This window comes from Corynebacterium variabile, from assembly GCF_006539825.1.
GTDB lineage: Bacteria > Actinomycetota > Actinomycetes > Mycobacteriales > Mycobacteriaceae > Corynebacterium > Corynebacterium variabile.
Genome location: NZ_BJNT01000006.1, coordinates 121,438 through 145,390, shown reverse-complemented (window position 1 = coordinate 145,390; position 23,953 = coordinate 121,438). Strand labels below are relative to the sequence as shown.

At 67.9% G+C, this 23,953-nt stretch carries 22 protein-coding genes; 16 read left to right on the top strand and 6 right to left on the bottom strand.

Annotated elements, in window-relative coordinates:
- Window positions 1–76: 76 nt before the first annotated feature.
- On the bottom strand, window positions 77–637 hold the full coding sequence (locus CVA01_RS04995; protein ID WP_244938160.1) for a 3'-5' exonuclease: 561 nt from the start codon (window positions 635–637) through the stop codon (window positions 77–79).
- Between the two features lie 435 nt (window positions 638–1,072).
- On the opposite strand from CVA01_RS04995, the gene CVA01_RS04990 reads away from it, so the two are divergent.
- The 5 genes from CVA01_RS04990 (at window position 1,073) to CVA01_RS04970 (ending at window position 6,038) form a co-directional block, all read left to right on the top strand.
- A complete protein-coding gene (locus CVA01_RS04990) occupies window positions 1,073–1,666 on the top strand; it encodes a C40 family peptidase (RefSeq protein WP_141329101.1) in 594 nt (197 codons plus the stop codon).
- Window positions 1,667–1,850: 184 nt separating this feature from the next.
- Window positions 1,851–3,002, top strand: a complete 1,152-nt coding sequence (locus CVA01_RS04985; protein ID WP_141329099.1) for an NlpC/P60 family protein — start codon at window positions 1,851–1,853, stop codon at window positions 3,000–3,002.
- Between the two features lie 8 nt (window positions 3,003–3,010).
- Window positions 3,011–4,207 carry a glycosyltransferase family 4 protein gene (locus CVA01_RS04980; protein WP_141329097.1) on the top strand — a complete coding sequence of 399 codons (1,197 nt, stop codon included), beginning with the start codon at window positions 3,011–3,013 and terminating at the stop codon, window positions 4,205–4,207.
- 77 nt (window positions 4,208–4,284) lie between these two features.
- Window positions 4,285–5,244 carry an ROK family protein gene (locus CVA01_RS04975; protein ID WP_244938159.1) on the top strand — a complete coding sequence of 320 codons (960 nt, stop codon included), beginning with the start codon at window positions 4,285–4,287 and terminating at the stop codon, window positions 5,242–5,244.
- A 14-nt stretch (window positions 5,245–5,258) separates the two neighbouring features.
- On the top strand, window positions 5,259–6,038 hold the full coding sequence (locus CVA01_RS04970; protein ID WP_141329093.1) for a lysophospholipid acyltransferase family protein: 780 nt from the start codon (window positions 5,259–5,261) through the stop codon (window positions 6,036–6,038).
- Here the strand turns inward: CVA01_RS04970 and CVA01_RS04965 are convergent.
- Window positions 6,026–7,255, bottom strand: a complete 1,230-nt coding sequence (locus CVA01_RS04965) for a glycosyltransferase 87 family protein (RefSeq protein ID WP_244938158.1) — start codon at window positions 7,253–7,255, stop codon at window positions 6,026–6,028. The genes CVA01_RS04970 and CVA01_RS04965 overlap by 13 nt on opposite strands.
- A 58-nt stretch (window positions 7,256–7,313) precedes the next feature.
- Between CVA01_RS04965 and CVA01_RS04960 the strand changes: the two genes are divergently transcribed.
- From CVA01_RS04960 to CVA01_RS04950, 3 genes are read left to right on the top strand one after another with little or no spacing between them, the layout of a single operon-like run.
- Window positions 7,314–8,444: an acyltransferase family protein gene (locus CVA01_RS04960; RefSeq protein ID WP_141329091.1), complete on the top strand. Its 1,131-nt coding sequence runs from the start codon at window positions 7,314–7,316 to the stop codon at window positions 8,442–8,444.
- 25 nt (window positions 8,445–8,469) lie between these two features.
- A complete protein-coding gene (locus tag CVA01_RS04955) occupies window positions 8,470–8,991 on the top strand; it encodes a polyadenylate-specific 3'-exoribonuclease AS (protein ID WP_141329089.1) in 522 nt (173 codons plus the stop codon).
- Between the two features lie 57 nt (window positions 8,992–9,048).
- A complete protein-coding gene (locus CVA01_RS04950) occupies window positions 9,049–10,437 on the top strand; it encodes a class II 3-deoxy-7-phosphoheptulonate synthase (RefSeq protein WP_041629934.1) in 1,389 nt (462 codons plus the stop codon).
- A gap of 35 nt (window positions 10,438–10,472) precedes the next feature.
- On the opposite strand, the gene pknB is transcribed toward CVA01_RS04950, so the two are convergent.
- Entirely contained in the window at window positions 10,473–12,686 is a 2,214-nt protein-coding gene (gene pknB, locus CVA01_RS04945; protein ID WP_141329087.1) for a Stk1 family PASTA domain-containing Ser/Thr kinase, read from the bottom strand.
- 127 nt (window positions 12,687–12,813) lie between these two features.
- On the opposite strand from pknB, the gene CVA01_RS04940 reads away from it, so the two are divergent.
- Entirely contained in the window at window positions 12,814–13,176 is a 363-nt protein-coding gene (locus CVA01_RS04940; protein WP_141329136.1) for an Rv2175c family DNA-binding protein, read from the top strand.
- Here the strand turns inward: CVA01_RS04940 and CVA01_RS04935 are convergent.
- Entirely contained in the window at window positions 13,090–14,733 is a 1,644-nt protein-coding gene (locus tag CVA01_RS04935) for an alpha-(1->6)-mannopyranosyltransferase A (protein ID WP_141329085.1), read from the bottom strand. The two genes, CVA01_RS04940 and CVA01_RS04935, sit on opposite strands and share 87 nt — an antisense overlap.
- Window position 14,734: 1 nt before the next feature.
- Window positions 14,735–15,856: a polyprenyl synthetase family protein gene (locus CVA01_RS04930; RefSeq protein ID WP_141329083.1), complete on the bottom strand. Its 1,122-nt coding sequence runs from the start codon at window positions 15,854–15,856 to the stop codon at window positions 14,735–14,737.
- A 140-nt stretch (window positions 15,857–15,996) separates the two neighbouring features.
- Between CVA01_RS04930 and CVA01_RS04925 the strand changes: the two genes are divergently transcribed.
- Entirely contained in the window at window positions 15,997–17,004 is a 1,008-nt protein-coding gene (locus tag CVA01_RS04925; RefSeq protein ID WP_141329081.1) for a methylenetetrahydrofolate reductase, read from the top strand.
- Between the two features lie 25 nt (window positions 17,005–17,029).
- Here the strand turns inward: CVA01_RS04925 and CVA01_RS04920 are convergent, their stop codons facing one another.
- Window positions 17,030–17,635: a GNAT family N-acetyltransferase gene (locus CVA01_RS04920; protein WP_244938157.1), complete on the bottom strand. Its 606-nt coding sequence runs from the start codon at window positions 17,633–17,635 to the stop codon at window positions 17,030–17,032.
- Between the two features lie 171 nt (window positions 17,636–17,806).
- On the opposite strand from CVA01_RS04920, the gene CVA01_RS04915 reads away from it, so the two are divergent.
- The 6 genes from CVA01_RS04915 to CVA01_RS04890 all read left to right on the top strand — a co-directional run bounded on the left by CVA01_RS04915 (window position 17,807) and on the right by CVA01_RS04890 (window position 23,953).
- Entirely contained in the window at window positions 17,807–18,244 is a 438-nt protein-coding gene (locus tag CVA01_RS04915) for an SAV_6107 family HEPN domain-containing protein (protein WP_014009693.1), read from the top strand.
- 188 nt (window positions 18,245–18,432) lie between these two features.
- Window positions 18,433–18,816, top strand: a complete 384-nt coding sequence (locus tag CVA01_RS04910) for a DUF3040 domain-containing protein (protein ID WP_014009694.1) — start codon at window positions 18,433–18,435, stop codon at window positions 18,814–18,816.
- 673 nt (window positions 18,817–19,489) lie between these two features.
- A complete protein-coding gene (mraZ, locus tag CVA01_RS04905; protein ID WP_141329075.1) occupies window positions 19,490–19,921 on the top strand; it encodes a division/cell wall cluster transcriptional repressor MraZ in 432 nt (143 codons plus the stop codon).
- A gap of 190 nt (window positions 19,922–20,111) precedes the next feature.
- On the top strand, window positions 20,112–21,134 hold the full coding sequence (rsmH, locus tag CVA01_RS04900; RefSeq protein WP_141329073.1) for a 16S rRNA (cytosine(1402)-N(4))-methyltransferase RsmH: 1,023 nt from the start codon (window positions 20,112–20,114) through the stop codon (window positions 21,132–21,134).
- Window positions 21,135–21,202: 68 nt separating this feature from the next.
- The gene (gene ftsL / locus CVA01_RS04895) at window positions 21,203–21,904 is read left to right on the top strand and encodes a cell division protein FtsL (RefSeq protein WP_141329071.1); all 702 of its coding nucleotides are present in this window, start codon (window positions 21,203–21,205) and stop codon (window positions 21,902–21,904) included.
- Between the two features lie 126 nt (window positions 21,905–22,030).
- Window positions 22,031–23,953 carry a peptidoglycan D,D-transpeptidase FtsI family protein gene (locus CVA01_RS04890; protein ID WP_141329069.1) on the top strand — a complete coding sequence of 641 codons (1,923 nt, stop codon included), beginning with the start codon at window positions 22,031–22,033 and terminating at the stop codon, window positions 23,951–23,953.

The window sequence follows — 23,953 nt, the reverse complement described above, 5'->3', positions numbered from 1 at the left end:
ATGGTGTACGGCTGTCAGCCGCCGGCTGCCGGGGAGAGGAGCGCGTCCAGAGTGAGGCGTCCGCCTGCTCTGCCTCTTAGACGCCGGAGAGATAGTGGAGAAGATCGAGCGTCGCCAGAACATCAGATACCGTGCGGTGTGAGGGTCGGTGGTCGAGGTCGAAGGCTTCCGCGAGGGTGTTGAGACGGTAGCGGCCCACACGGGAGCGGGGGACAAGTGCTCGGGCGGACTCTGCGGTACATAAGGAGAGAGACGCCGCACGAGGCGTGCTGTGCGTCGTCGTGATCTCAGCATCGATGAAAGCGAGATCGAAGCCGACGTTGTGGCCCACGACCGTGTCGTGGGCGAGAAAGGCGGAGAGATCCCCGAGGATGTCGGCTACCGGCGGTGCCTGTCGCACCTGCTGGTCGGTCAGTCCGGTGAGGGAGGTGATGAACCCGGGGAGGGAGCGCCCCGGATCCACCACCCGGTGGAACAGGGCGACGGGACGTCCCTCGCGTACGCGGAGGGCGGCGACCTCAATGATCCGATCGTTGTCGGGGTCCAGGCCCGTGGTCTCGCAGTCCACGACGACACAGTCCCGGAGGCTCCGGCGGAGGCTCTGCCTGAGCTCGTCGTGCGCGGAGCGTGGGTTCATGAGGCTTCATTGTAGCGGTGGGCCGCGACGTCGGACGAGGCTGCAGGGACTCCGGCGCGACGCTAAAGCCTGTGATTGTTGTGACTGGAGAGGTCGTCGTCGGTTGTGCACCGTCGCCGGACGGCATTGTGTGACCAGGATCACATGACGTCGACAAGGGTAGTTGATGTGACCCGCATCTCAGGGGTCCCAGCCCCGGGCGGGCGCGCCATTTGTGCTGGTCGCGGCGTTATCGAACCGTGATCTTCTGCGCTTCACCAGTTGTAGTGATACCTCTACCCGTCATTGATCACGGTGGTATAACGGCGCCGCGAGCGAGAAAATGCAACCCGCCCACTGGACACGGAGCGTGATCGTTTCGTAATCTCTTCGTGACCTTGAGGGGCGCGGCACGAAGAGCGTCCCCACAACGATCTCGAAAGGCAATTTCCTCCTATGGGTAAGCACAGTCTGAAGAACGGTTCCTCCCGGCGCAACATCGTGGCCGCGGCTGCGATCGGCGTCGGCGCCGCTGTCGCACTGCCTGCGACCGCCCAGGCTGCCCCCGTCCAGGTTCCCGGCACCGACTTCTCCGTCGACGTCCCGAACGAGGTTCTGGATGCTGCCGGCAACTACGTGGACACGAGCGCCTTCACCGGAGCTGCCGCCGCCGCCGAGTCGGCCGTGGCCTCCGCCGCCCCGACCTCCACCGGTCAGAAGATCGCCGACGCCGCGACGTCCAAGCAGGGTGCGCCCTACGTGTGGGGCGCTACCGGCCCGAGCTCCTTCGACTGCTCCGGTCTGACCTCCTGGGCCTACAACCAGGTCGGCAAGTCCATCCCGCGCACCTCCGGTGCCCAGGCCTCCGGTGGAACCCCGGTCTCCCTGAACGCCCTGCAGCCCGGCGACATCATCTCGTACTACTCCGGCGCCTCCCACGTCGCGATCTACATCGGCGACGGCAAGATCGTCCACGCCGTGAACGAGGGCACCCCGGTCCAGGTCAACGACATCAACTACATGCCGATCAACAACGCCGTCCGCTTCTAGTACCGCGTAGTTCCGGCCCGGCGCCGGCACCCCGCACGGGGTGTCGGCGCCGCTGCTTGTCAGCCACATCTGCACCACCCGTCACAGCTTCGGCGACTGTCACCACAAGGTTGCAGTTCGGTCACGAAGTTGTGGCAGTATGTTCAACGGATCGACCGTCCCCACCCGAAGAGGTACTACAACCGTGACCAAGCGTTACACTGCCCGCCACCGCGCCACCGCTCCCGCCGCCCACAGTCGGCCGGCTCTGCGGACCGTCGCAGGACTCGGGCTCAGTATCGGCACTGTTGTCGCCGGCGTCTCCGTGGCGCAGGCGGACCCGGCGGAACCCGCAGTTCCGGCTCCCGCCGGGACCGCGGACCTGTCGTCCACCCCGGTGGACACCTCACCGCTGCCGTCGGATGCGGACGGTCTGCTCGACCGCCTCAACGAGATCTCCCGTCAGGCTGAGGCGACCAGCGACAGGGTCGAGGAGAACCGCACCGCCCTGGACAGTGCGCGCACCCTGCTCGACCGCTCCAACGTCGCCCTCGACTACTACACCAGGGAATCGGACGAGGCGGTCGCCCGCGCTGAGGCGGCTCGTGGACCGGTCACGGAGCTGTCCCAGTCTCTCTACCGTGGTGCCACCGTGGACCCGGTGACCGCCGCCATCGGCTCAGCCAGTCCGCAGGATGCCATTGACCGCAGCGCCTACGGTTCGGCGCTCAACGCGACCCGCACGGCCACGGTCGAGAACCTCCAGACCTCCCTGTCCGACGCTGCGGCGTCGAAGTCCCTCGCCCTGCGGTCGAAGGCCACCGCCGACTTCCAGCTCACCGAGTTCGGTCAGCGTCAGGCGGACCTCGACGCCCGCACCGCCGAGCTCGACGCGATGAAGGCCCAGATCTCCGAGGCCGTCGACGCGATGCCCCAGGATCAGAAGCAGCGGTGGATCGACCGCAACGGTCCCATCGACGTCGATGTCGAGGAGTTCCTCAATGAAGTCTCAGCACTAGCAGGCGGCGTCGTGGGTGCGGCGATGAGCAAGCTCGGCAGCCCCTACTCCTGGGGTGCGACCGGTCCGGACGCCTTTGACTGCTCCGGCCTGATGTTCTGGGCCTACCAGCAGATGGGTAAGTCCATCCCGCGTACCTCCAGCGCCCAGATCGCCGGCGGCACCCCGGTCTCCCGGGAGCAGCTCCAGCCCGGCGACATCGTCGGCTACTACTCGGGCGTCAGCCACGTCGGCATGTACATCGGCGACGGCAAGATCGTCCACGCGTCCGACTACGGCATCCCCGTCCAGGTCGTCAGCGTCGACAGCATGCCCTTCGCCGGCGCCTCCCGTTACTGAGAACCGTCATGGCCGCCCGGTCTGAGCGTCGCGTCCTGCTCGTCACCAATGATTTCCCTCCGACTTTCGGTGGCATCCAGAGCTACCTCCGGGACTACTGTCTTGAGCTGGAGCGGCGCGAGCCCGGTCGGCTCGTGGTCCTGGCGTCCACGCAGGATGCAGAGGCCGCGGCGGCGTATGACGCCACACTCCCGTTCCCGGTGATCCGGTGGCCCCACCGCATCCTCTTTCCCTTTCCGGCTGAGGCCCGACGGATGGCGCAGGTCATCAGGGAGCGCGGCATCCACACGGTCTGGTTCGGGTCATCGACACCCTTCGCTCTGCTGGCGACTGCGGCTCGCCGGGCCGGCGCCCGACGTATCGTCGCGTCCACCCACGGCCATGAGGTCGGTTGGTCCATGGTGCCGGGCGGACGCTCCGTCCTCCGCTGGATCGGTCGCTCCGTCGACTGCCTGACCTACGTCTCCCGCTACGCCCGCGGACGTTTCATGGCGTCCTTCGGTCCGACGGTCGCCTGGGAGCCCATGCCCGGTGGCGTCGACACGACCCGATTTCGGCCGGACCCGGTCGGTCGGGAGACGGTGCGTACCCGGCACGGCATCGACGACCGCAGGGTCATCGTCTGCGTCTCCCGTATCGTGTCCCGCAAGGGGCAGGACACCCTCGTCGCCGCCATGCCGCGGATCCTCGACCGGGTTCCCGACGCCCACCTGCTCATCGTCGGTCCCGGTGACTACGCCGACACGCTGCGCGAGATGGTCGAGGAGCGGGGGATCGGGGAGCAGGTGACGCTCACCGGTCCGGTGGATGCCGGGGAACTCGTCGCCCACTACTGCGCCGGTGACGTCTTCGCCATGCCGGTCCGCACCGAGGGTGGTGGCTTTTCCGTGGAGGGGCTCGGCATCGTCTTCCTGGAGTCCCAGGCCTGCGGTGTGCCCACCGTCGCCGGGGACGGGGGAGGGGCCCCTGAATCCGTCCTCGACGGTCGTACCGGTGACGTGGTCGACGGCACCGACACGGACGCCGTGGCCGACGACGTCGCCCGGCTCCTGGCGGATCCGGAGCGCGCACAGCGCTATGCCGCGGAAGGACGCCGCTACGTCGAGGAGGCCTGGAACTGGCACATCCTCGGCGAGCAGCTGTCCGCCGTGCTCGACGGCGACGGCCGACGTCCACCCAGGCACAGTTGGAACTGGCGGGGCTGACCGATACCCTGGGAGGGTTGCACAGGGCGACTGCCGCTGTGTTCTGGCGTGTGATCTGAGAGGACGTGGACGCGGACGTGTCAACGAGTGAACAGCTGACCATCGGTATCGACATCGGCGGAACGAACCTTCGCGCCGCGGTCGTGGACGGGACCGGCTCGATCATCGACATCGAGCAGCTTCCCACCCCGAGCTCGGTCAACGCGCTCGAGACCGCCATCAGTCACGTCGTCGGCATCCTCCGGGGACGCCACGAGGTCGCTGCTGTGGGACTGGCCGTCGCCGGGTTCATCACCGCCGACCAGACCTCCGTCCGTTTCGCCCCGCATCTGCCGTGGCGTGACATGGAGATCCGCGACCGGCTGACCCGCGTCCTCGGTCTTCCTGTGGTCCTGGAGCACGACGCCAACGCCGCAGCCTGGGGTGAGCAGATCCTCGGCCCCGGCCGCGACGCCGGTACCTGGGCCTTCTTCGCCGTCGGTACCGGCATCGGCGGTGCGCTGGTCACCGACGGCCGCATCTACCGTGGTGCCTTCGGTACCGCGCCGGAGTTCGGTCACCTCACCGTGGTCCAGGGTGGACGCTCCTGCCCCTGTGGCAAGCGCGGCTGCCTGGAGCGCTACTGCTCCGGCAGTGCGCTGGAGCTCACCGCCCGCGAGTTCATCGCCACCGGTCGGCACCCCCGCAGTGCCCTCGCCGAGCACTACCACTCCGCCCCGGAGGGCATCACGGGCCGCGCCGTGGTGAATCTCGCCCGTGAAGGCGATGTGCTGGCCTGCGAGGTCATCGCCGACTTCGCCCGCTGGCTCGGCCGCGGTCTGGCCGTGGTGCAGGAGATCCTCGACCCCGAACTCATCGTCCTGGGCGGCGGCGTGAGCCGTGATTCCGACCTCTACCTGACCGAGGCCGTCGCCGAGATGTCCCAGAATGTCGTCGGTGCCGGCCACCGTCCGCTCGCGAGGGTGGAGACGGGAGTCCTCGGAGCGGACGCAGGTATGATCGGCGTGGCGCTTCTCGCCGGAGCAGTGAACCCCTGAGAGAGGATTTTCCGTTGCGTAACCGCACCTACTGGTGGTTGAAGAATGTCGTGATCGGCCCCTGGCTGTGGCTGATCAACCGGCCGTTCGCCCGTGGGCTCGACACGATCCCCGCCGAGGGGCCGGTCATCCTGGCGTCCAACCACCTGGCTGTGATGGATTCGCTCTACCTGCCGCTCCTGTCGAAGCGGCAGCTCACGTTCCTGGCGAAGAAGGAGTACTTCACCACCCCCGGTTTCGCCGGCGGGATCCAGAAGTGGTTCTTCTCTTCGGTGGGCCAGGTGCCCATCGACCGCGGCGACAAGGACCAGCAGGACGCCGCACTGCACACCGCCCTCAAGGTTCTCGCCAAGGGGGACCCGCTGGGCATGTACCCGGAGGGCACCCGCTCCCCGGACGGCCGTCTCTACCGGGGTAAGACCGGTATGGCGCGTATCGCCCTGGAATCCGGTGCCATGGTCTACCCGGTCGCCATGATCGACACCCAGAAGGCGAATATCGCCGGGTCCTGGATCCTGCGTCCCTACCGGATCGGTGTGGTCGTCGGTGATCCGGTCGATCCGGCCGACTTCGCGGACGCCGGGGACGCCTACGCCCGGGCACGCGCCCTGACCGACCATGTCATGGAGCAGCTCGCCGCTCTCTCGGGTCAGGAGTACGTCGAGGGCACCTATGCCGCGGACGTGAAGAAGTCCCTGGAGTCCGGGCAGGGTTACCCGGAGGGCACCGAGCCCGGTAAGGGCCGGATCCTCGGTAGGAAGCCGAGGCCGAAGTTCCTGCGCTACCGGCTCTGAGCCGGCCCGGGGGCGGGGGAGGTGGTCCGGGGAAAGAGGCCACCGACGGCGAGCCACGCGGCTCCGAGCAGCACCAGTTCCGAGCCGACGATCTTCATCATGAGGTTCCAGTCCATTTCGGCGTTGTGCGCCGAGGGGAACCAGGTGTGCAGCACGAGTCTTGTCGTCACCACGATGAACACGGCGCCGAGCAACAGGCCACCGCGGCGTCCTCCCCACCACCAGGACACCACCGCGACGAGAGCCATCGGGACGACCCACACCCAGTGGTGCGCCCAGGACACCGGGGAGGCCAGCAGTGCGAGCAGGGAATTGGTGCACACCGCAGCGGTGACCGCCCCGACCGCCAGCTGACGCAGCATGACGACCACCACGGCGGCGAACGTCAGCACAGCCAGCACCATCCAGATGCGGGTCTGCGCCGGTTCCCCGGTGAACCGGGCGACCATGCCGCGCCAGGACTGGTTGGCCGAGTACATCAGTCCGCCGATACGTGTCGGGTCACTGACGGTCTCGGTCCAGTACCGGTGCGAGTCACCGGGGAGGAAGGCCCAGGCCAGGGCGCTGAAGGCGATCCCGGAGATCAGGGAGGTCGCCGCCTCCCGCCACTGTCGACGGAGCAGGAAGTACAGGCCGAACACGGCCGGCGTGAGTTTCAGGGCGGCGGCGAGACCGATGAGAGTCCCGCGGGGCCACGGCGTCTTCGGCAGGAGCAGGTCGGCGACGACCAGCAGCATGAGCAGGATGTTGATCTGTCCGAACTCCAGGGTGGACGCCACCGGCCACATCCAGGTGGCGAGGAGGGCGGTCCCGGTGCCCAGGGCCCAGAGTGCGCCGCGCGAGAGTCCGCGTCCGGCTTCCCGGGCGAGGGCGGCGAGCACGATCACCACGGTGAGCACCATGGTCGCCACGCTGACCAGGGTGAACAGGATCTGTCCCACGTTCAGGGGCAGTACCGCCAGGGGGACGAAGGCGAGGGCGGACAGCGGGGGATAGGTGAACGGCAGGGTGATCGTTCCGACGCTGAACACCCCCTCATAGAGGGAGATGTCGTCGAGGACCGCGCGTCCGCCTCCGCGGTAGACGTCGAAGTCGATGTGGTAGGGGATCCCACCACTGTTGACCACGTACGTGACCAGCGCATGGACCCCGGAGGCCACAGCGAGTACACCGAATATCATCCACGGAACCAGCGCACCGCCGGGAGCTCTTTTCACGGGAACTCAGCCTACGACGAATTGAGGTTTCCTGTGAACTACGGCAGGCTGGACATCTATGTCAGATTCCGTGGGGACAGGTGTGAAGGTCGCGACCGACAGTCAGCAGGCTGCCGGCTCCGCCGGCGAACCCACCCGCGACCCCGCGGCCAACCGGCTGCTCTGGGCGGACTGTGCCAAGGGCCTGTCGATCATCGCGGTCTGTTACATGCACGTCGTCACCGGTGTGCCCGGCGGCCAGGATTCGGGGTGGCACTGGTTCAACGACGTCATGGATCCGATCCGGATGCCGTTGTTCTTCCTCATCTCCGGACTCTTCGCCCACCGCGTCATCGAACGGACACTCGGCGACCTCTGGTACCGGCGGCTCTGGTTCCTCCTGGTCCCGTACCTGGTCTTCACCCCGGTCCAGGCGGCGATCCGGATCGACATGGTCGAGGACGTCACCTGGCAGAACCTCGGCCGGGCGATCCTCTTCGGCGACCCGGGCATCTGGTTCCTCTACGCACTGATGGTCTTCAACATCGCCGCCTGCCTGCTGCGCCGCGTCCCACCGCTGGCAGCGGTGGGCCTGTCGGTCATCCCGGCGGTCTGCATCGCCGCCGCCGGCCTGACCCAGTACAACGAGATCACCCACATTACCGCCTACATGCCGGCCTTCTTCCTGGGCCTGCACTTCCGGGCGGTGTTCTTCCGGCTGGCCGCCCGGGCGACGGACTGGCGTGTCATCCTCGGTGCCGTCGCCGCGTACGTCGGCTGGGAGTGGGTCATGGACCTGCTCGTCGACCACGTCAACCCGGACGGTTGGACCACTGCTGAGGCAGGCCTGATCAACCTCACCGGCATGGTGCGGATCCTCACCGCGGTGCCCGCGGGCATCATCGTGGCGGTGTGGATCTCCCGCACCCCGCTGCTCTCCGGCATCTTCGCCGGTATCGGACGCCACACTCTTCCGATCTACGTCTCCCACCATGCGGCTCTCTACCTGTTCAACGAGGAGATCCTCCGACGCCTCGTTGAGAGCAACCCGGAGCGCTGGGAGTTCCTCACCGGAATGAACGCCCGGATTTTCACGGGCTTCGCAGTGTGCGTGGTAACCGGATGGATCTTCTACCGGATCGGCAGGCTCCCGGTCATCGGATGGATCCTCTACCCGCCGGCACTGCCACGCCGCCGCGCGGTCGCCTGAGTCCCGACGGCTAGACTGTCCCACCGTGCGCTACTTCTATGACACGGAATTCATCGAGGACGGCCGGACGATCGATCTGGTCTCCATCGGTGTCGTCGCCGAGGACGGTCGCGAGTTCTACGCGGTCTCCTCGGACTTCAACGAGCGGCGGGCGGGGAGCTGGGTGCGACGCAACGTCCTCCCTCAGCTGCCACCCCGGTCCGATCCGGCGTGGATGCCTCGGACCGTGCTGCGCAACCGTCTCTACGAGTTCCTCCTGCCGGACCACACACCCGGCGAGTGGCTGCCGGCGTCGCTGCGTCCGGAGATGTGGGCGTGGCTGGGGGCCTACGACCACGTCGCCTTCGCCCAACTGTGGGGTGACATGACCGGACTTCCGCGGGAGCTCCCGCGCTTCACCCGGGAGCTGCGTCAGCTCTGGGAGGACGCCGGCCGCCCGCAGCTCCCGGACGAACCGTCCAACGCCCATGACGCGCTCGCCGACGCCCGGTTCAACGTCACGAAGTACCGTTTGTCCGTGCAGGCGAGAGATGCACGTCGCCGCTGACACCGCACGACGGGGCGGTTTCACTGTCTGGACGTGTGTTCTCGTATGATGAGGCGCATGGGTTGGACTATTGACGCACCGCTTGACGAACTCCCCGATCTGCCACCGCTCCCGGGAGAGCTCGAGAACCGTTTCCAGGATGCCGTCGCGCGCGACGCGAAGCAGCAGCCGGGCTGGGACCAGGGGCACGCGGACCGCGTCCGCAAGATCCTCGAGTCCGTGCCCCCGATCGTCGTGGCGCCGGAGATCCGTCGTCTGCGCGCGCAGCTCGCCGACGTCGCGAACGGCAACGCCTTCCTGCTGCAGGGTGGTGACTGCGCCGAGACCTTCGAGTCGAACACCGAACCGCACATCCGCGGCAACGTCAAGACGCTGCTGCAGATGGCCGTCGTGCTGACCTACGGCGCCTCCACCCCGGTGGTGAAGATGGCCCGCATCGCCGGCCAGTACGCCAAGCCGCGGTCCGCCGACAAGGACTCCAACGGTCTGCTCAACTACCGTGGCGACATCGTCAACGGCATCGAGGCGACCGAGGAAGGACGCCGCCACGACCCGTCGCGCATGGTCCGCGCCTACGCGAACTCCGCCGCGGCGATGAACCTCGTCCGCGCCCTGACCAGCTCCGGCACCGCCGACCTGGCGAAGCTGCACGAGTGGAACCGTGAGTTCGTCGCGAACTCCCCGGCCGGCGCCCGCTACGAGGCCCTCGCCGAGGAGATCGAGCGCGGCCTGGAGTTCATGCAGGCCTGTGGCGTCACCGACTCCACCCTGCAGCACGCCGACATCTACTGCTCCCACGAGGCCCTCGTCCGAGACTACGAGCGCGCCATGCTGCGCCTGGCACACGGCGAGAACGGTGAGGACGTCCTCTACAACCTCTCCGCCCACCAGATCTGGATCGGTGAGCGCACCCGCGGTCTCGAGGACTTCCACATCGCCTTCGCCGCACTGGTCGGTAACCCGGTCGGCGTGAAGATCGGCCCGACGACCACTCCCGAGGAGGCCGTCACCTACGTCGAGAAGCTGGACCCGGACAACGAGCCGGGCCGCCTCACCCTCATCAGCCGCATGGGATACGACAAGATCCGGGACGCCCTGCCCCCGATCGTCCAGGCGGTCGAGGCCACCGGACACAAGGTGATCTGGCAGTGCGACCCGATGCACGGCAACACCTACACCTCCTCCAACGGTTACAAGACCCGTGACTTCGACCGCATCATCGACGAGGTCCAGGGCTTCTTCGAGGTGCACCGTGCGCTCGGCTCCCACCCGGGTGGCGTGCACATCGAGTTCACCGGTGAGGACGTCACCGAGGTCGTCGGCGGCGCCCAGGACATCACCGACGTCGATCTGCCGTCGCGTTACGCCACGGTCGTCGACCCCCGACTGAACACCCAGCAGGCGCTCGAACTGTCCTTCCTCGTCGCCGAGATGCTGCGTCGCTAGTTTCGGCCGCTAGTTTCGGCCGCTAGTCTCGGCGGCTAGATCGTCCGCAGCGTCACCGTGGTTCCCTCGGTGACCCGGGTGCGGGGGCCGGGGGACTGGGAGATGACGCGGCCTCCCGATCGGCCGTCGATCTTCACCTCGAAGCCTTCCTTCTCCAGGTCCTTCCTGGCGTCCTTCGCGGTCTTACCGATGACGAAGGGGACCTTGACCTGGTCGGAGGGGTGGAGCGTCACCGTGGTGTTCCGGGAGGGGTCCAACCGGGTACCGGAGGAGGGGGAGGTCTCCGCGACCTTCCCGGCGTCCTCGTCGGTGTCGGACACCGCCTCGCCGGTCACCGGGTTCAGTCCGGCGTCCCGCAGCGCCTCCGCGGCGTCCTCCATCGACTTTCCGGAGAGATCGGGGACGGTCACCGCCGAGGAGATGACCAGGCGCACCTCGGAGCCGGAGGGCACCTCGGTGTCCGTGTCCGGGTCGGTGGAGATCACGTCACCGCCGTCGACGTCCGCGTCGAATGCCTCGGTCGTCCCGGAGACCTTCAGACCGGCGTTCTCCAGGGTCTGGGTGGCCTTCTTCTCGGTCATACCGGACACACCGGGCACCTTCACCGGACGCGGCCCCTTGCTGACCTGCACCGTGACCTCGGTACCCGTGTCCACCGTGGTGCCGGATGTGGGGGAGACCTTCGCGACGACACCTGCCGGGGCGTCATCGTCCCAGACATCGGCGCCGACAGTCCAGGTCAGTGACCGGTCCTGCAGCTTCGCCTGGTAGGACGCCAGGGTGTCGGAGTCGCTGGGCTCGGGGACGGTCGGCTGGCCCTTGGAGACCAGGACGGCCACCTCACTGCCGCGCACCACCCGCTCGCCGGTCTCCGGGTCGGTCCCGGTGACCGCGTCGGCCGGATCATCATCCGACCAGATCTCGGAGACGGTGGACGTGAATCCTGCCTGTTCGACGGCGGACCGGGCACCGGTGATGTCCTGGCCGAGGACCTGGGGAACCTCACCGTAGCGGCCGGAGGCGACCCACCAGGAGCCCACCGCGACAGCGATGACCATGACGAGGACAAGTACGGTCCACAGCACGGTACGTGCCGGGCGACGGTTGCTCAGCGGAGGTCCCGGCGGGGCGGGGACCGGCTCGGGGACCCGTCGGGTGACGTGGGTGGGGTGCCCGGTGCGCGGCTCACCCTGGCGTTCCCCGTCTCGGGGCGGTTCCGGTTCCTGGTAACGGGTCTGCGCGGTGTGCTGGTCGGGGTTGTCCGGCACACCGGTGACCGGCGGGACCATACTCGTGGCCATCGCCGCATCATCCCAGCTCAACCGGTCACTGAAGACCGATCCGGCCAATGCCCGGTGGACAGCGGAATTCTCCGGTACCGGCACGCGGAACGCCGGAAGCCCCAGGTCCAGGACCGTGTCCCTGACCGCCTCGAGGAACTGGGCCCCGTCCTCGAATCGCCGGACCGGGTTGCGGCGGGTCGCGGTGAGCACGAGATCGTCGAGCTCCCGAGGGACACCGGCGATCACCGTCGACGGGGCAGGGACATCCTGGTCCAGCCGCATCGCCGCGGTGTCCCGGGGCGTGGCACCACGGAACGGCGGCCGACCGGTGAGCAGCTCGAAGAGCATCACGCCGGCGGAGTAGACGTCACTCTGCGGACCGGTGCTGCGTCCCTGCACCTGCTCCGGTGACAGGTAGGCGGCGGTGCCGATGACCGGGCCACCACCGGCGGCGGACTGCTGGCGGCTCGCGCGCACCAGCCCGAAATCCGCGAGCTTGACCTGGTGGTCGTCGCGGATGAGGACATTGTCCGGCTTGACGTCCCGGTGGACCATGCCCTCACGGTGGGCCAGCGCGAGGGCCTGAAGCACCGGCTCGGTGACCGCCAGTGCGGCGTGGGGCGGCATCGGGCCTCGTTCGCGGAGCAGCTCTCGCAGTGTGCCGCCGGGGACCAGCTCCATGATGAGGAAGACGAGGTCGCCGTCCGCGCGTTCGTCCGTCCCCTGGTCGAAGACGTTCACCAGGCAGGGATGGTCCAGTCGGGCGACAGCACGCGCCTCACGCTCGAACCGCGTCCGCGCGGCAGGGTCCGCGGCCAGCGCCGGGTCCATGACTTTGGCTGCGAGATCGCGGTCGAGGCGGGTGTCGATGCAGTGGTAGACGGTCGACATGCCGCCATGGGCGATACTCGCCCCGATGCGGTAGCGACCGTCGAGCAGATCGCCGGCCTGGAGCTGTGCTGCCACGGTGGGGGGATCGCCTCCTGATGTGTCGGGGACAGACGGGTACCCGGCGATTATACGGGGGAGGGCGGTTAAGGTAGTAGACGTGAGTAACGACAACAACACTTCCCCTGACGGCCCCGGCCTCGTCCTGACCTCCCCGCTGTCCGGGGTCCCCGCTGGTGAACGGCTGCTGACTGTCCCCGATGTCGCCGACCTCCTCGGCGTCATCGTCACCCGGGTGATGGACGAGCTCAACCGTCACCGTCTCATCGCCGTCGACGTCGACGGAGTGCGCCACATCCCCGCCCGCTTCTTCACCGACAACGCCGAGATCAACAAGTTCGTGCCCGGCGTCATCGTCTTGCTCGCCGACGGTGGCTGGGAGGACGCCGAGATCCTCGACTTCCTCTTCTCCGACGACGAGTCACTGCCGGGACGCCCCGTCGACGCCCTCCACGGACACCTCGCCCGCGAGGTCATGCGTCGCGCCCAGGCCATGGCCATCAGCTGATTCCTCCGCTGTGTCCTCCGCCGGGTCTTCGTGGCGCAGGCAGGTCCGCGCCAGCCACCACATCACCAGGCCCACGAGGATGAGCCAGGGGAGGTTGTAGAGCCGGTTGTTACCGGACCCGTCGAAGGTCATCGACAGCACCATCGCCAGCCAGGCCACGGCGAACACCGCACGCCGATCCCGGATCCACAGTCCGACCAGTGCCAGCGGAGCCATGTAGTACCAGGGCAGGACCACGGTGTTGAACAGGCAGGTCGCCATGTAGGCCATGGTCGCCCCGACGAAGGCCTCCTTCACCGAACGTCGCCACACCGCCCAGGCGATGACGAGGATCAGCGCCATCACGACGGTCGAGACCGGTCGGACGGCGTCGATGATGTCATTGAAGAAGATGTTCTCGTCGACGGCGCCGATCGGTCGCACCAGCACCGAGGCGATCAGCGAGGGTACCGCCAGCGGGTTGATCACCTTCGAGTTGCCGGTGACCTCCGAGACCCAGCCCCAGGACTGGCCGCTGGCCACGGTCACCAGGGCGAGCGTACCCACCGACAGTGCCAGGCACCCCACGCCACCGATGACGAGGGTCACCGCCCGGCGCAGGGTCCCGTGCCGCACATCGGCCACGACCTCCTTCACCGGGCGGCGTACCGGGGCGTCCTCCCCGAGCGGCCCGGCGTAGCGGGCGACGAGGATCCACACCAGGAACGGCAGCGCGATCGCCGCCGTGGCCTTCAGGGCGATTCCCGCGCCGACGAGGACTGCGCCGAGCACCGCGCCACGCACCACCGGCAACCTCACCGCGGCGAGCAGACCGGCGCACACCAGCAGCATCATGGTGACCTCGTTATGCATACCGCCGACGAGATGGATCACCGACAGGGGATTGGCCACCCCCAGCCACACCGCGAGTGAGACGTTGACCTTCAACGCAGCCGCGAGGCGGGCCACGGCCCACACGAGACCGGCGAAGCAGGCCAGCGAGAAGATCTTGTAGACGATCACCCCGGCGGTGACGTTGTCACCGGTGATACTGACGACGCCTTCGCCGATCCACATGTGCAGTGGCCCGTAGGGGGTGGTCGTGTTCCGCCAGTCCGGGCTGACCTCGAAGAACACCCGGCCCGGCACCGCGGAGGCGCCGACCTCGTAGGGGTCGAAACCTTCGCGGCTCAGCGTGCCCTGCATGAGGTAGGAGTAGACATCACGGCTCATCAGCGGGCCGGCCAGCAGCAGTGGCGCAGTCCAGGCCACCAGTGGGGCGACACCGAGGGGCTCGCCCCGGCGCAGCAGGCGTCCGCCGAGGACGACCCAGGAGATCACCAGGGCGAGCACCCCCAGCCAGAGCACCACGACGAGGATGCCGGCGACATGACCGAAGCCCAGGTTGGCCAGTCCCAGGGACTGAAGTACACCACCTCTGGTACGGGTCGCTCCGACGGCGTGGGAGGTCAGGGCCATGACCAGGGACCCCACGGCGCCCAGGATGATCGCCGTGCGGCGCGACATGCCGCGCACCCGGGCGGCGACCGTGTGTCCGGTGGCGGCTGTGGCGGTCATCTCAGCTCCTGCGCTCGGTGAGCTGTTCGGCCACGGCCACGAGCTCATCGACGATGCCGCGACCCAGGTGGCCGGTACGCAACGCGTCCACCGCCGTGTCGGTGAGTTCCCGGGCCCGGCCGGTGTTGTGCGCGGCGGCCCCGGAGTCCACGATGATCTGCCGCAGCTCGTCGACCTCGGCATCGGAACGCACCGTACCCATGCCCGCACGGAGCCGGGCGGCGGCCGCGGGATCGGTCCGGTCGGCCGTCGCCAGGGCACGCATCACCAGCCAGGTGCGCTTGCCCGAGCGCAGGTCGTCCCCGGCGGCCTTCCCGGTGACCTGCGGGTCGCCGAAGACCCCGAGATGGTCGTCCTCCAGCTGGAAGGCGATGCCGATCTCCCGGCCTGCGGTGCGCAGCAGGTCGACGGTGCGGGCGTCCGCGTCCCCCAGGGCCGCCCCCAGGTGCAGCGGCCGCTCCACGGTGTAGGCCGCGGTCTTGTAGGTGTTGACCTTCTCGGACATCGCCGGATCCTCCGAGCCGCTGTTCTCGAGTGCGATGTCGAGCATCTGCCCCGCGATGACCTCGGTCCGCATCTTCCGCCAGGGCTCCCTGGCCCGGGCGAGGGACGCGGCGTCCACCCCGGAATCGACGAGCATGTCGTCGGCCCAGGCGAAGGCGAGGTCGCCGACGAGGATGGCCTGGCTCTCGCCGTAGCCGACGGCGTCCCCGGACCAGCCGTTGCCCCGGTGGGACGCCTCGAAACGCCGGTGGGTCGTCGGTCGGCCGCGCCGGGTGTCGGAGTGGTCGATGATGTCGTCGTGGATCAGCGCGCAGGCCTGGATGAACTCCAGTGACCCCACCGCGCGGAGCAGATCCTCCGGCCCGGTCGACCCGGACACCGTTCCACCACCTCCGTCGAGAGCGGCGCGCACCCCGGCCCAGGCGAACAACGGACGCAGCCGCTTACCGCCACCGGTGACGAACTGTTCCAGGGCATCCACCCCGTCGGCGACCACCGGATCCAGGTCGTCGATCTCGGCGTGCCGGTCGTGGAAGAAACGGTCCAGCTCGGCGTCCACCGCCGACGGGACATCCGCCAGGGGCCTGTCCAGGGTCCAGGAGGTCGGGGTGTAGGTCATTCGTGGCACTCTCCGGTGGCGCTGGCCGGTCGGCGGGGCCTGACCGGGACGGACATGAACAGATTCTGACGGCTCCATAGTAGGTGGGCCGGGGAGACCTCCGCTCATGCGCCCCGGCACGTCTTCTATGATCGTCAGGTATGTCACCCGCACCATCACCAGAGTCGCTCTCCACCACCCCGCCACCGCCCAGCCTCCAGGTCGCGGTCTCCGACACCCTGAAGCGGGGAACCCCCGGACGAGTCCCGTTCTCCGTGGAGTTCATGCCACCGCGCGACGACGCGGCAGAGGCCCGCCTGTGGTCCGCCGCCGAGGCCTTCCATGATCTCGGGGCCAGCTTCGTCTCGGTGACCTACGGCGCCGGCGGTTCCAGCCGGGCGCGTACCGAACGCGTCGCAGGACGCCTCGCGGTGAAGCCGCTGACCACCCTGCTGCACATGACGCTGGTCGGCCACACCGAGGAGGAACTGCGCGGGATTCTCCGTGAGTTCGCGTCGCTGGGGCTGACGAACCTGCTCGCACTGCGCGGCGACCCGCCCGGGGACCCGACAGGGGAGTGGCAGGGCATCGCCGGCGGACTGAGCCACGCCGTACACCTCATCGAGCTCGTGCGCTCCATGCCGGAGTGCGAGGACTTCGACATGGGTATCGCGTCCTTCCCGGAGGGGCACTACCGGGCGGAGAGTATCGAGGCGGACACCCGCTACACCGTGGAGAAGCTGCGTGCCGGGGCGAACTACTCGATCACGCAGATGTTCTTCAACGTCGACCACTACCTCCGACTCCGCGACCGGCTCGCCGCCTGCGACCCGGTGCACGGTGCCAAGCCGGTGATTCCGGGACTGATGCCGATCACCTCGCTGCGGTCGGTGCGTCGTCAGGTCGAGCTGGCAGGCTGTGAACTGCCCCGTGACATGGAGGAACTCTTCACGAAGGTCGCCGACGGTGACGAGCGGAAGAACGCCGCGGCGATCCGTGAGGTCGGTATCGAGGTGACCACGAAGATGGCCGAACGGCTCATCGCAGAGGGGGCACCGGACCTGCACTTCATGACGATGAACAACGTCCGGGCGACGCAGGAGGTCCTGCACAACCTCGGGATGGCGCCGGCCTACGGGCCGAAGTTCGGTCAGGACATGGTGCGCTAGAGACTGCCGGGGCCTCGGACCGGTCTCAGCCGCGGGGGCGGGCGAGGATCCCGAAGGGGCGGGGGTCGGAGCCGAACCGGAAATTGCGCAGGACATCGCGGAAGCCGAGCTCACGGTAGAGGGTCCAGGCGGCATTGGCCTCGTCGGGCACCTCGGGGGTGGAGAGCAGGGCCACCGGACGCCGCAGCCTCGGCAGCAGGTTGTCCATCATCCGGCGGCCGATGCCGTGCCCCTGGTAACCGGGCATGACATGGACCTCCGAGACCTCGTCGAAGTCGTCGAGCGCCGCTGTGGCGGCGTCGACCGACATCCCTGCGGCGCGCAATCCACGGAAGACCTCCCGGTACCACCAGGAGGTGGGGAGGCCGGGAAAACCGTAGGCGATGCCGACCACGCGCTGGTTCGGGTCGCCGGGGTCAGCGTGGACTGCGGGACCGTGGTCGAGTGCGACGGTGGCGGTGAACCCGGGACGCGTCGAGTTCGCGGCCCAGAGGATGCGGCGCTGGGTGAAGGACGACTGGGTGTAGTCCATGGCCTTGAGGTGGAGCTCGACAAGCTCGTTGACCCGCTGCAGGTAGGTCTGCGGGGAGATGTCGCAGATGCTGACGGTGGAGTCCGTTTCTCGTTTCATGGTGCCGGTCACTCTTCCATGGTGCCAAAGGTGGACGGTTCCGGGGAATACCTAGAAAATGTGTTCTATTAAGTGGAGAGATGGACGGTCCGCGTCCGGGCGCTCCCTAGTGTCCATGACAGAACGTGAAGCCGGGCAGGACCGGCCTGGCCGATGCGAAGGAGGCGGACAATGTCAACAACGGACAGGACCACGACGGCGAAGGTGACGCGCCTGCGACGCGGTGGCTCACCGCACGTGACCGCCGCGTCCTACATCGACGAGGCGGAGCGCCTGCTCGAGCGGGCGCGCCGGGAGCCTCAGCCGGCCGAACGCATCACCTGGGCCTACCGTGCCGCACTGCGCGGTGCGGGGGCGGCGATCGAGGACGTGCGGACCGGGAAGCGCCGCCGGACTTCCGGTAGCGCGTGGGCGAGACTGCGTGCCGCTGTCCCGGAGATGGAGGACACCGTGGAACGCTTCGAGGTCTACGCCCGGTTCGTCGCCCGGGTGGAGATGGGTCTGGAAGGTGAGCTCCGGCTCTCCGACGCCGACAACTTCTACGCCGCCGTCTGCGATTTCATCGACGAGGTGCGCGGGATGGTGGGCTATCTGCCCGAGGTCGCCTGATCCTGGCCGGGGCCGCGGAAAGTTTATGGGGGAGGTGGGCGTGGAGTGGGGTACTGTGGACCACAGTAGAAAGTGGTCCAGAGGATGACAGGTCGGGAAACTTTTTCGACCTCCCGTGCGTTGGACCAGATGACCCACCTAACCCGTGGCCGAACAGGCGGTCCGAGAAGAGACAGGGGAGGACGACAGTGGCACTGTCAGAGCAGGAACAGCGGATGCTGGAGGAGATTGAGCAGGCGCTCATCGCCGACGATCCGGCATTTGCTGAACGTAACCGCACGGCGACTCCCGGTGGAGTGTCTGTGGGTATCCGGTCGATCGCCGTATTCCTTCTCGGCCTGTGTGTCCTCATCGGTGGCATCGCCCTGGCCCAGACCAGCCTGTGGTTCGTGACCCTCGGGCTCGTCGGTTTCTTCATCATGTTCGCCGGTGGTCTCATGGCATTCCGGTCGGGTAACAAGCCGGGCGGGAAGGGATCGAAGAAAGCCAACGGTGGCGGGCCGAAGGCGTCCGGCAACTCCGGTGGTATCGCTGACCGCATGGAGAACAGCTTCCGTCGTCGCTTCGACTAGGGGTCAGCCCCCGGCTTCCCCGGAACACACCGGTGCCCCCACAGGAGAATGATCCTGTGGGGGCACCGGTGTGTTCGTGTGTGTGGCGGGGTGTACACGATCGTGATGTATCCGGCGCCGGCGTTGTACTGGCCGTCCTGAAACGTGACAGTCGTGAAACGTGACAGTCGTGAACGCAGACCGGGGTCTCCCCGATTCCCCACTTCCACCCACCGCCATCACCCGCCGGGCCGGCCGGGTGACGGATGATGGCGGGCAACGGTGGGGGAACGGGGGTTTTCTGACGGGGGATCACGTATTCGCGCAGGTCGGGAGCTGGTTCGCGGCGGCAGTCAGGAGAGTTCAGGCCAGAAACAACTACCTGTCACGGGTGTGATTGACGGTGTGCGTGGGGCTCAAGTACCTGGGAATCGCCTGTCAGATGAGAAACCTCCCACATCTCCCCACTCTTTCGGAGATGTTCATATGTGCAGGTAGATGTAGATTCATGGGCGTCGAAGGTGTGACTCCGGGCCTGTCTTCCGTGCATTTGTGCCTGATGGGCATGGAGTGAGTGGGGGAATGTGGGGTAAGGTGGGCGCCAGCGGAGCGGGAGAGTGGTTCCGTGACAACTTCACAGCGACAGCACACTGCATGATCACCAGCGGCCGGTCACGGGAAAGGGGTCGACGAGATGTTCTTCGGCACCTTCACCCCGAAGCTCGACGACAAAGGACGACTCACACTGCCCGCGAAGTTCCGTGAGGAGCTCGCGGACGGACTTGTCGTCGTCAACGGGCAGGACCACAGCCTCACGATCTACCCACAGGCGGAGTTCCAGGTCCGTGCACGCAAGGCGGCGGAGTCATCCCGGTCAAACCCCCGGGTGAGGGCCTTTGTCCGTCGCCTCGGTGCCAGCGCCGATGAACAGACGCTGGACAGTCAGGGGCGGATCACCGTCGCGCCGTCCCACCGCAGTTATGCGGGACTGACCAAGGAATGCGTGGTCATCGGCTCGGTGGACCGGATCGAGGTCTGGGATGCCGACGCCTACGAGAGCTACCTGTCCGAGCACGAGGCGGATTTCGCCGAAGGCGACGACGACGCTCTCGCGGGATTCCTGTAGCCGGATCCTCTGATCCACAGTGTGCCCGACCAAGGGCTGTGTGCCGGCCCTCATCTGCGCGGACGATCCGCTTGATGTACTTCCCCGACGTCAATCGGACCCGCGCAGGTGAGGCCCCGTACGCAGCCCCTCCCTGTACCCCGTACCACCCGTACCCCAGTACAACCCGACTCCGATGAAAGGTCCCACCATGTCAGAACCGTCCCGCCGGATCAGTGGCGAGTTCGGCCACGTCCCCGTGATGCGGGACCGCATGGTGGAACTGGTCGGTGCCGGAGTCGAGGGCACCGGTGCCACCCGTCCGGTCATCGTCGACGGCACGCTCGGTGCCGGCGGTCACACCGAGGTCTTCCTGGAGACTTTCCCGGACGCCGTCGTCGTCGGGCTGGACCGTGACCCCAACGCCATCGTCCAGGCACAGGACCGCCTCGCCCGGTTCGGCGACCGGTTCATCGCCTACCGCACCCGGTTCGACGGCCTCGGAGATGCCCTCGACGACCTGGCGTCCGACGGGCGGCTGCCCGGGGAGTTCGCCACCACCGGCGTCTCCGGCTATCTCTTCGATCTCGGCGTCTCCTCGATGCAGCTCGACCAGGCGGAGCGGGGGTTCGCCTACTCGCAGGACGCCCCACTCGACATGCGGATGGACCCGGACTCTCCGCTGACCGCCGCCGAGGTGCTCAACACCTACAGTCACGGCGATCTCGCCCACGTCCTCAGCGCCTACGGCGACGAGCGCTTCGCCGGCAAGATCGCCTCGGCGGTGCTGCGGGAGCGTGAACAGGAGCCGTTCACCACCTCAGGTCGCCTCGTCGAGCTGCTCTACCGCACGATTCCCGCGGCGACCCGTCGTACCGGCGGCCACCCTGCCAAGCGGACCTTCCAGGCACTGCGTGTCGAGGTCAACGCGGAGCTGGACTCCCTGGCCGCGGTGATCCCGGCGGCGACCGCCCGGCTCGGGCTCGGTGGTGTGGCGGTGTTCATGAGTTACCAGTCCCTCGAGGACAAGATCGTCAAGAAGGCGCTCGCGGAACTCACCGCCAACCGCACCCCGCCGGGGCTGCCTGTCGATCTCCCGGACACCGCGGCGTCCTTCGACCTCGTCACCCGTGGCGCGGAGAAGGCGGACGCCGCAGAGATCGAACGTAACCCCCGGTCCGCACCGGTGAGGGTGCGGGCGGTCCGCCGGATCCGATCGAGACCCGGACACTGACCCCGATGTCGACCACCACCGACCAACCACTCTCCAGGACAGCGAGGCACCCAATGAGCACAGGAATCATGACCGGCACCGGAACCGTCGGCACCCGCGGGAAGACGCAGGAGCGAACCCCCTCCCGCGCCACCGGCACCGGCAGCAGCCGGGGTGCCGGCACCCGGGAGCGTCGCCACCGTCTGGTTCCGCCGCGCACCGGGTCGCTGCAGCAGGTGTCGGTCCGGGGACGCCGCGTCTCCACCAGAGAGGCCACCGCCCCCGGCTACCTGAAGCTCGTCGTCGTGCTGGTGATTCTCGTCGCCGTCGGCATCGGGGCCACCATGTTCCTCTCCGGCAAGACCACGGAGCAGGCCTTCGTCCTCAAGGACGCCCAGGCACGCAGCACCACGCTGTCCAATGAGCTGGAGTCCCTCAACCGTGACTACAAGGAGCTGAGCTCCTCGGAGAACCTTGCCGCCGAGGCGTCCCGGATGGGCATGGTCGTGCCCGGCCAGGCCGGCGTTCTCGATGTCCGGGGCGACCAGGTCAACGAGACCCGTCCGGCCGATCCGGCGGACGATTCCGCCGTCATCGACCTCGACGCCACCCGCGGAGGCGTGCCCCGCACCGACCGCCCGACCACCGACCAGGCGAACAACCGGTCCGACGGGCCGGTCGCCGCAGTCGACGGTGACGGTGCCCCGGTCGACGGGGACGCCGGCGACGGCACTCCGGTCGCCCCGATCGCACCGTCGGCGGCGTCCGGCAACGGTCAGCTCCCGTACTGATCCGGCACAGGACCGGACGCGACCTGCCGTGTCCCACGGGTACGGGGTCGGACGGTTGCTCCGGGTAGGGTAAGACATTCGTGACCGGGGAGGCCCGGAAAGACCGGGAGATGGGAGACTGATACCGTGGAACAGGACCGGACTGGCCGGCGCAACACGCGTCGCGGTGTACCCGGCAACTCCTGGCGGACGCTGGACACCAGCCCCGGGCGTTTCCAGATCCGCGGTACCGTCGTGGTGGTCGTGGTCGTCGTCGTGGCCCTCGTGCTCATGGCCCGACTGGTCCAGGTCCAGCTCCTGCAGCAGGACGGACTCGCCCACAGTGCCTCAGAGCAGCGCACCGTGCAGACCCCGCTGTACGCCGACCGGGGTGCCGTCACCGACCGTGACGGCCGCGATCTCGCGTACACCATGAAGGCCTCGATGATCGTCGCCTTCCCCAATCAGCTCGAGACCTACATGGCCGACCGCTACAAGATCGACAAGCGGACCGAGGACAATCCCGACGGTGCCCTGCCTCCGGACGAGCAGCTCGACGAGATCGTCGACGAGCTGCCCGACATGCTCGAAGGGGATACCGGGGCCGTGAAGAAGGAGGACCTGCGCGAGGCGCTGACCTCCGACTCCAACTATGTCCGCCTGGTGCAGAACGTCGACCCCGACATCGCGGAGCGCATCATCGCCCGCTGGCCGGAACTGTCCACCGAGAACCAGGACGTCCGTCAGTACCCCAACGGGGCGGTCGGTGCGAACATCGTCGGAAAGTACGGCTGGGTCGGCGACGGCGTCGAAGGCGGACAGTACGGTCTCGAGCTGTCGCAGGACGCCAGGCTGCAGGGTACCAACGGCAGCGTGACCTCCGATGTCGGCAATGACGCCGTCATCCCGGGCACCGTCCGTGACCGCCACCCGGCGGTCAACGGTGACTCCTACCAGCTCACCCTCGACACCGACGCGCAGGCCTACATCCAGCAGCAGGTCCAGCAGGCCAAGGACAAGTCGGGTGCGGAATCCGCGTCCGCGGTCGTCCTTGACGCGAAGTCCGCCGAGGTCATCGCCATGGCGACCTCCGACACGATCAACCCGATGGGTGACCTCGACAAGCAGGTCGACCAGGGCAAGGAATTCACCAACCGGGTCGTCGAGAACGCCTTCGAGCCGGGCTCGGTCGCCAAGGTCATGACCGCTGCCGCGGCCATCGAGGAAGGCAAGACCACCCCGGACGAGGTGCTCCAGGTCCCCGGCACCATCGAGATGTCCGGCGTGACCGTCAAGGACGCCTGGGACCACGGGGTCGTGCCGTACACCACCACCGGTGTCTTCGGTAAGTCCTCCAACGTGGGCACGCTGATGCTCGCCGACCGGGTCGGCGAGGACAAGTTCTCCGAGTACCTCCACAACTTCGGCATCGGCCAGGCCAGTGACCTCGGTCTGCCCTCGGAGACCGCAGGTTATGTCCCGGATCTCGACCAGTGGTCCGGCGGTACCTTCGCCAACCTGCCGATCGGTCAGGGCATGTCGATGAATCTGCTGCAGATGACGAGTATCTACCAGGCCCTGGCCAACGATGGCGTGCGCGTCGCCCCGTCACTGATCAGCTCGGTGACGTCGCCCGACGGCACGGAGATCCCGCAGGACGACCCGGAGGAGACCCGCGTGGTCTCCCCGGCGACGGCCCGCACGGTGGTCGACATGTTCAGGGCGGTCAACCAGACCGACCCGACCGGCGTCCAGCAGGGCACGGCCCCCGCGGCAGGCATCGAGGGGTACCAGACGGCAGGCAAGACCGGTACCGCCCAGCAGATCGACCCGGACACCAAGGCCTACTCGAACTCCAACTACTGGATCACCTACGCAGGCATCGCCCCGGCCGACGACCCCCGGTTCGTCGTGGGCATCATGCTCGACAATCCGCAGCGCAGTTCCGACGGCTCCGGCGGCCAGTCCGCCGCCCCGCTGTTCCACGACGTCGGTTCGTGGCTGCTCGACCACTACAACGTGCCGCTGTCCGCCACGGAGGCACCCCGACTCATCCTGGAGGCACAGTGA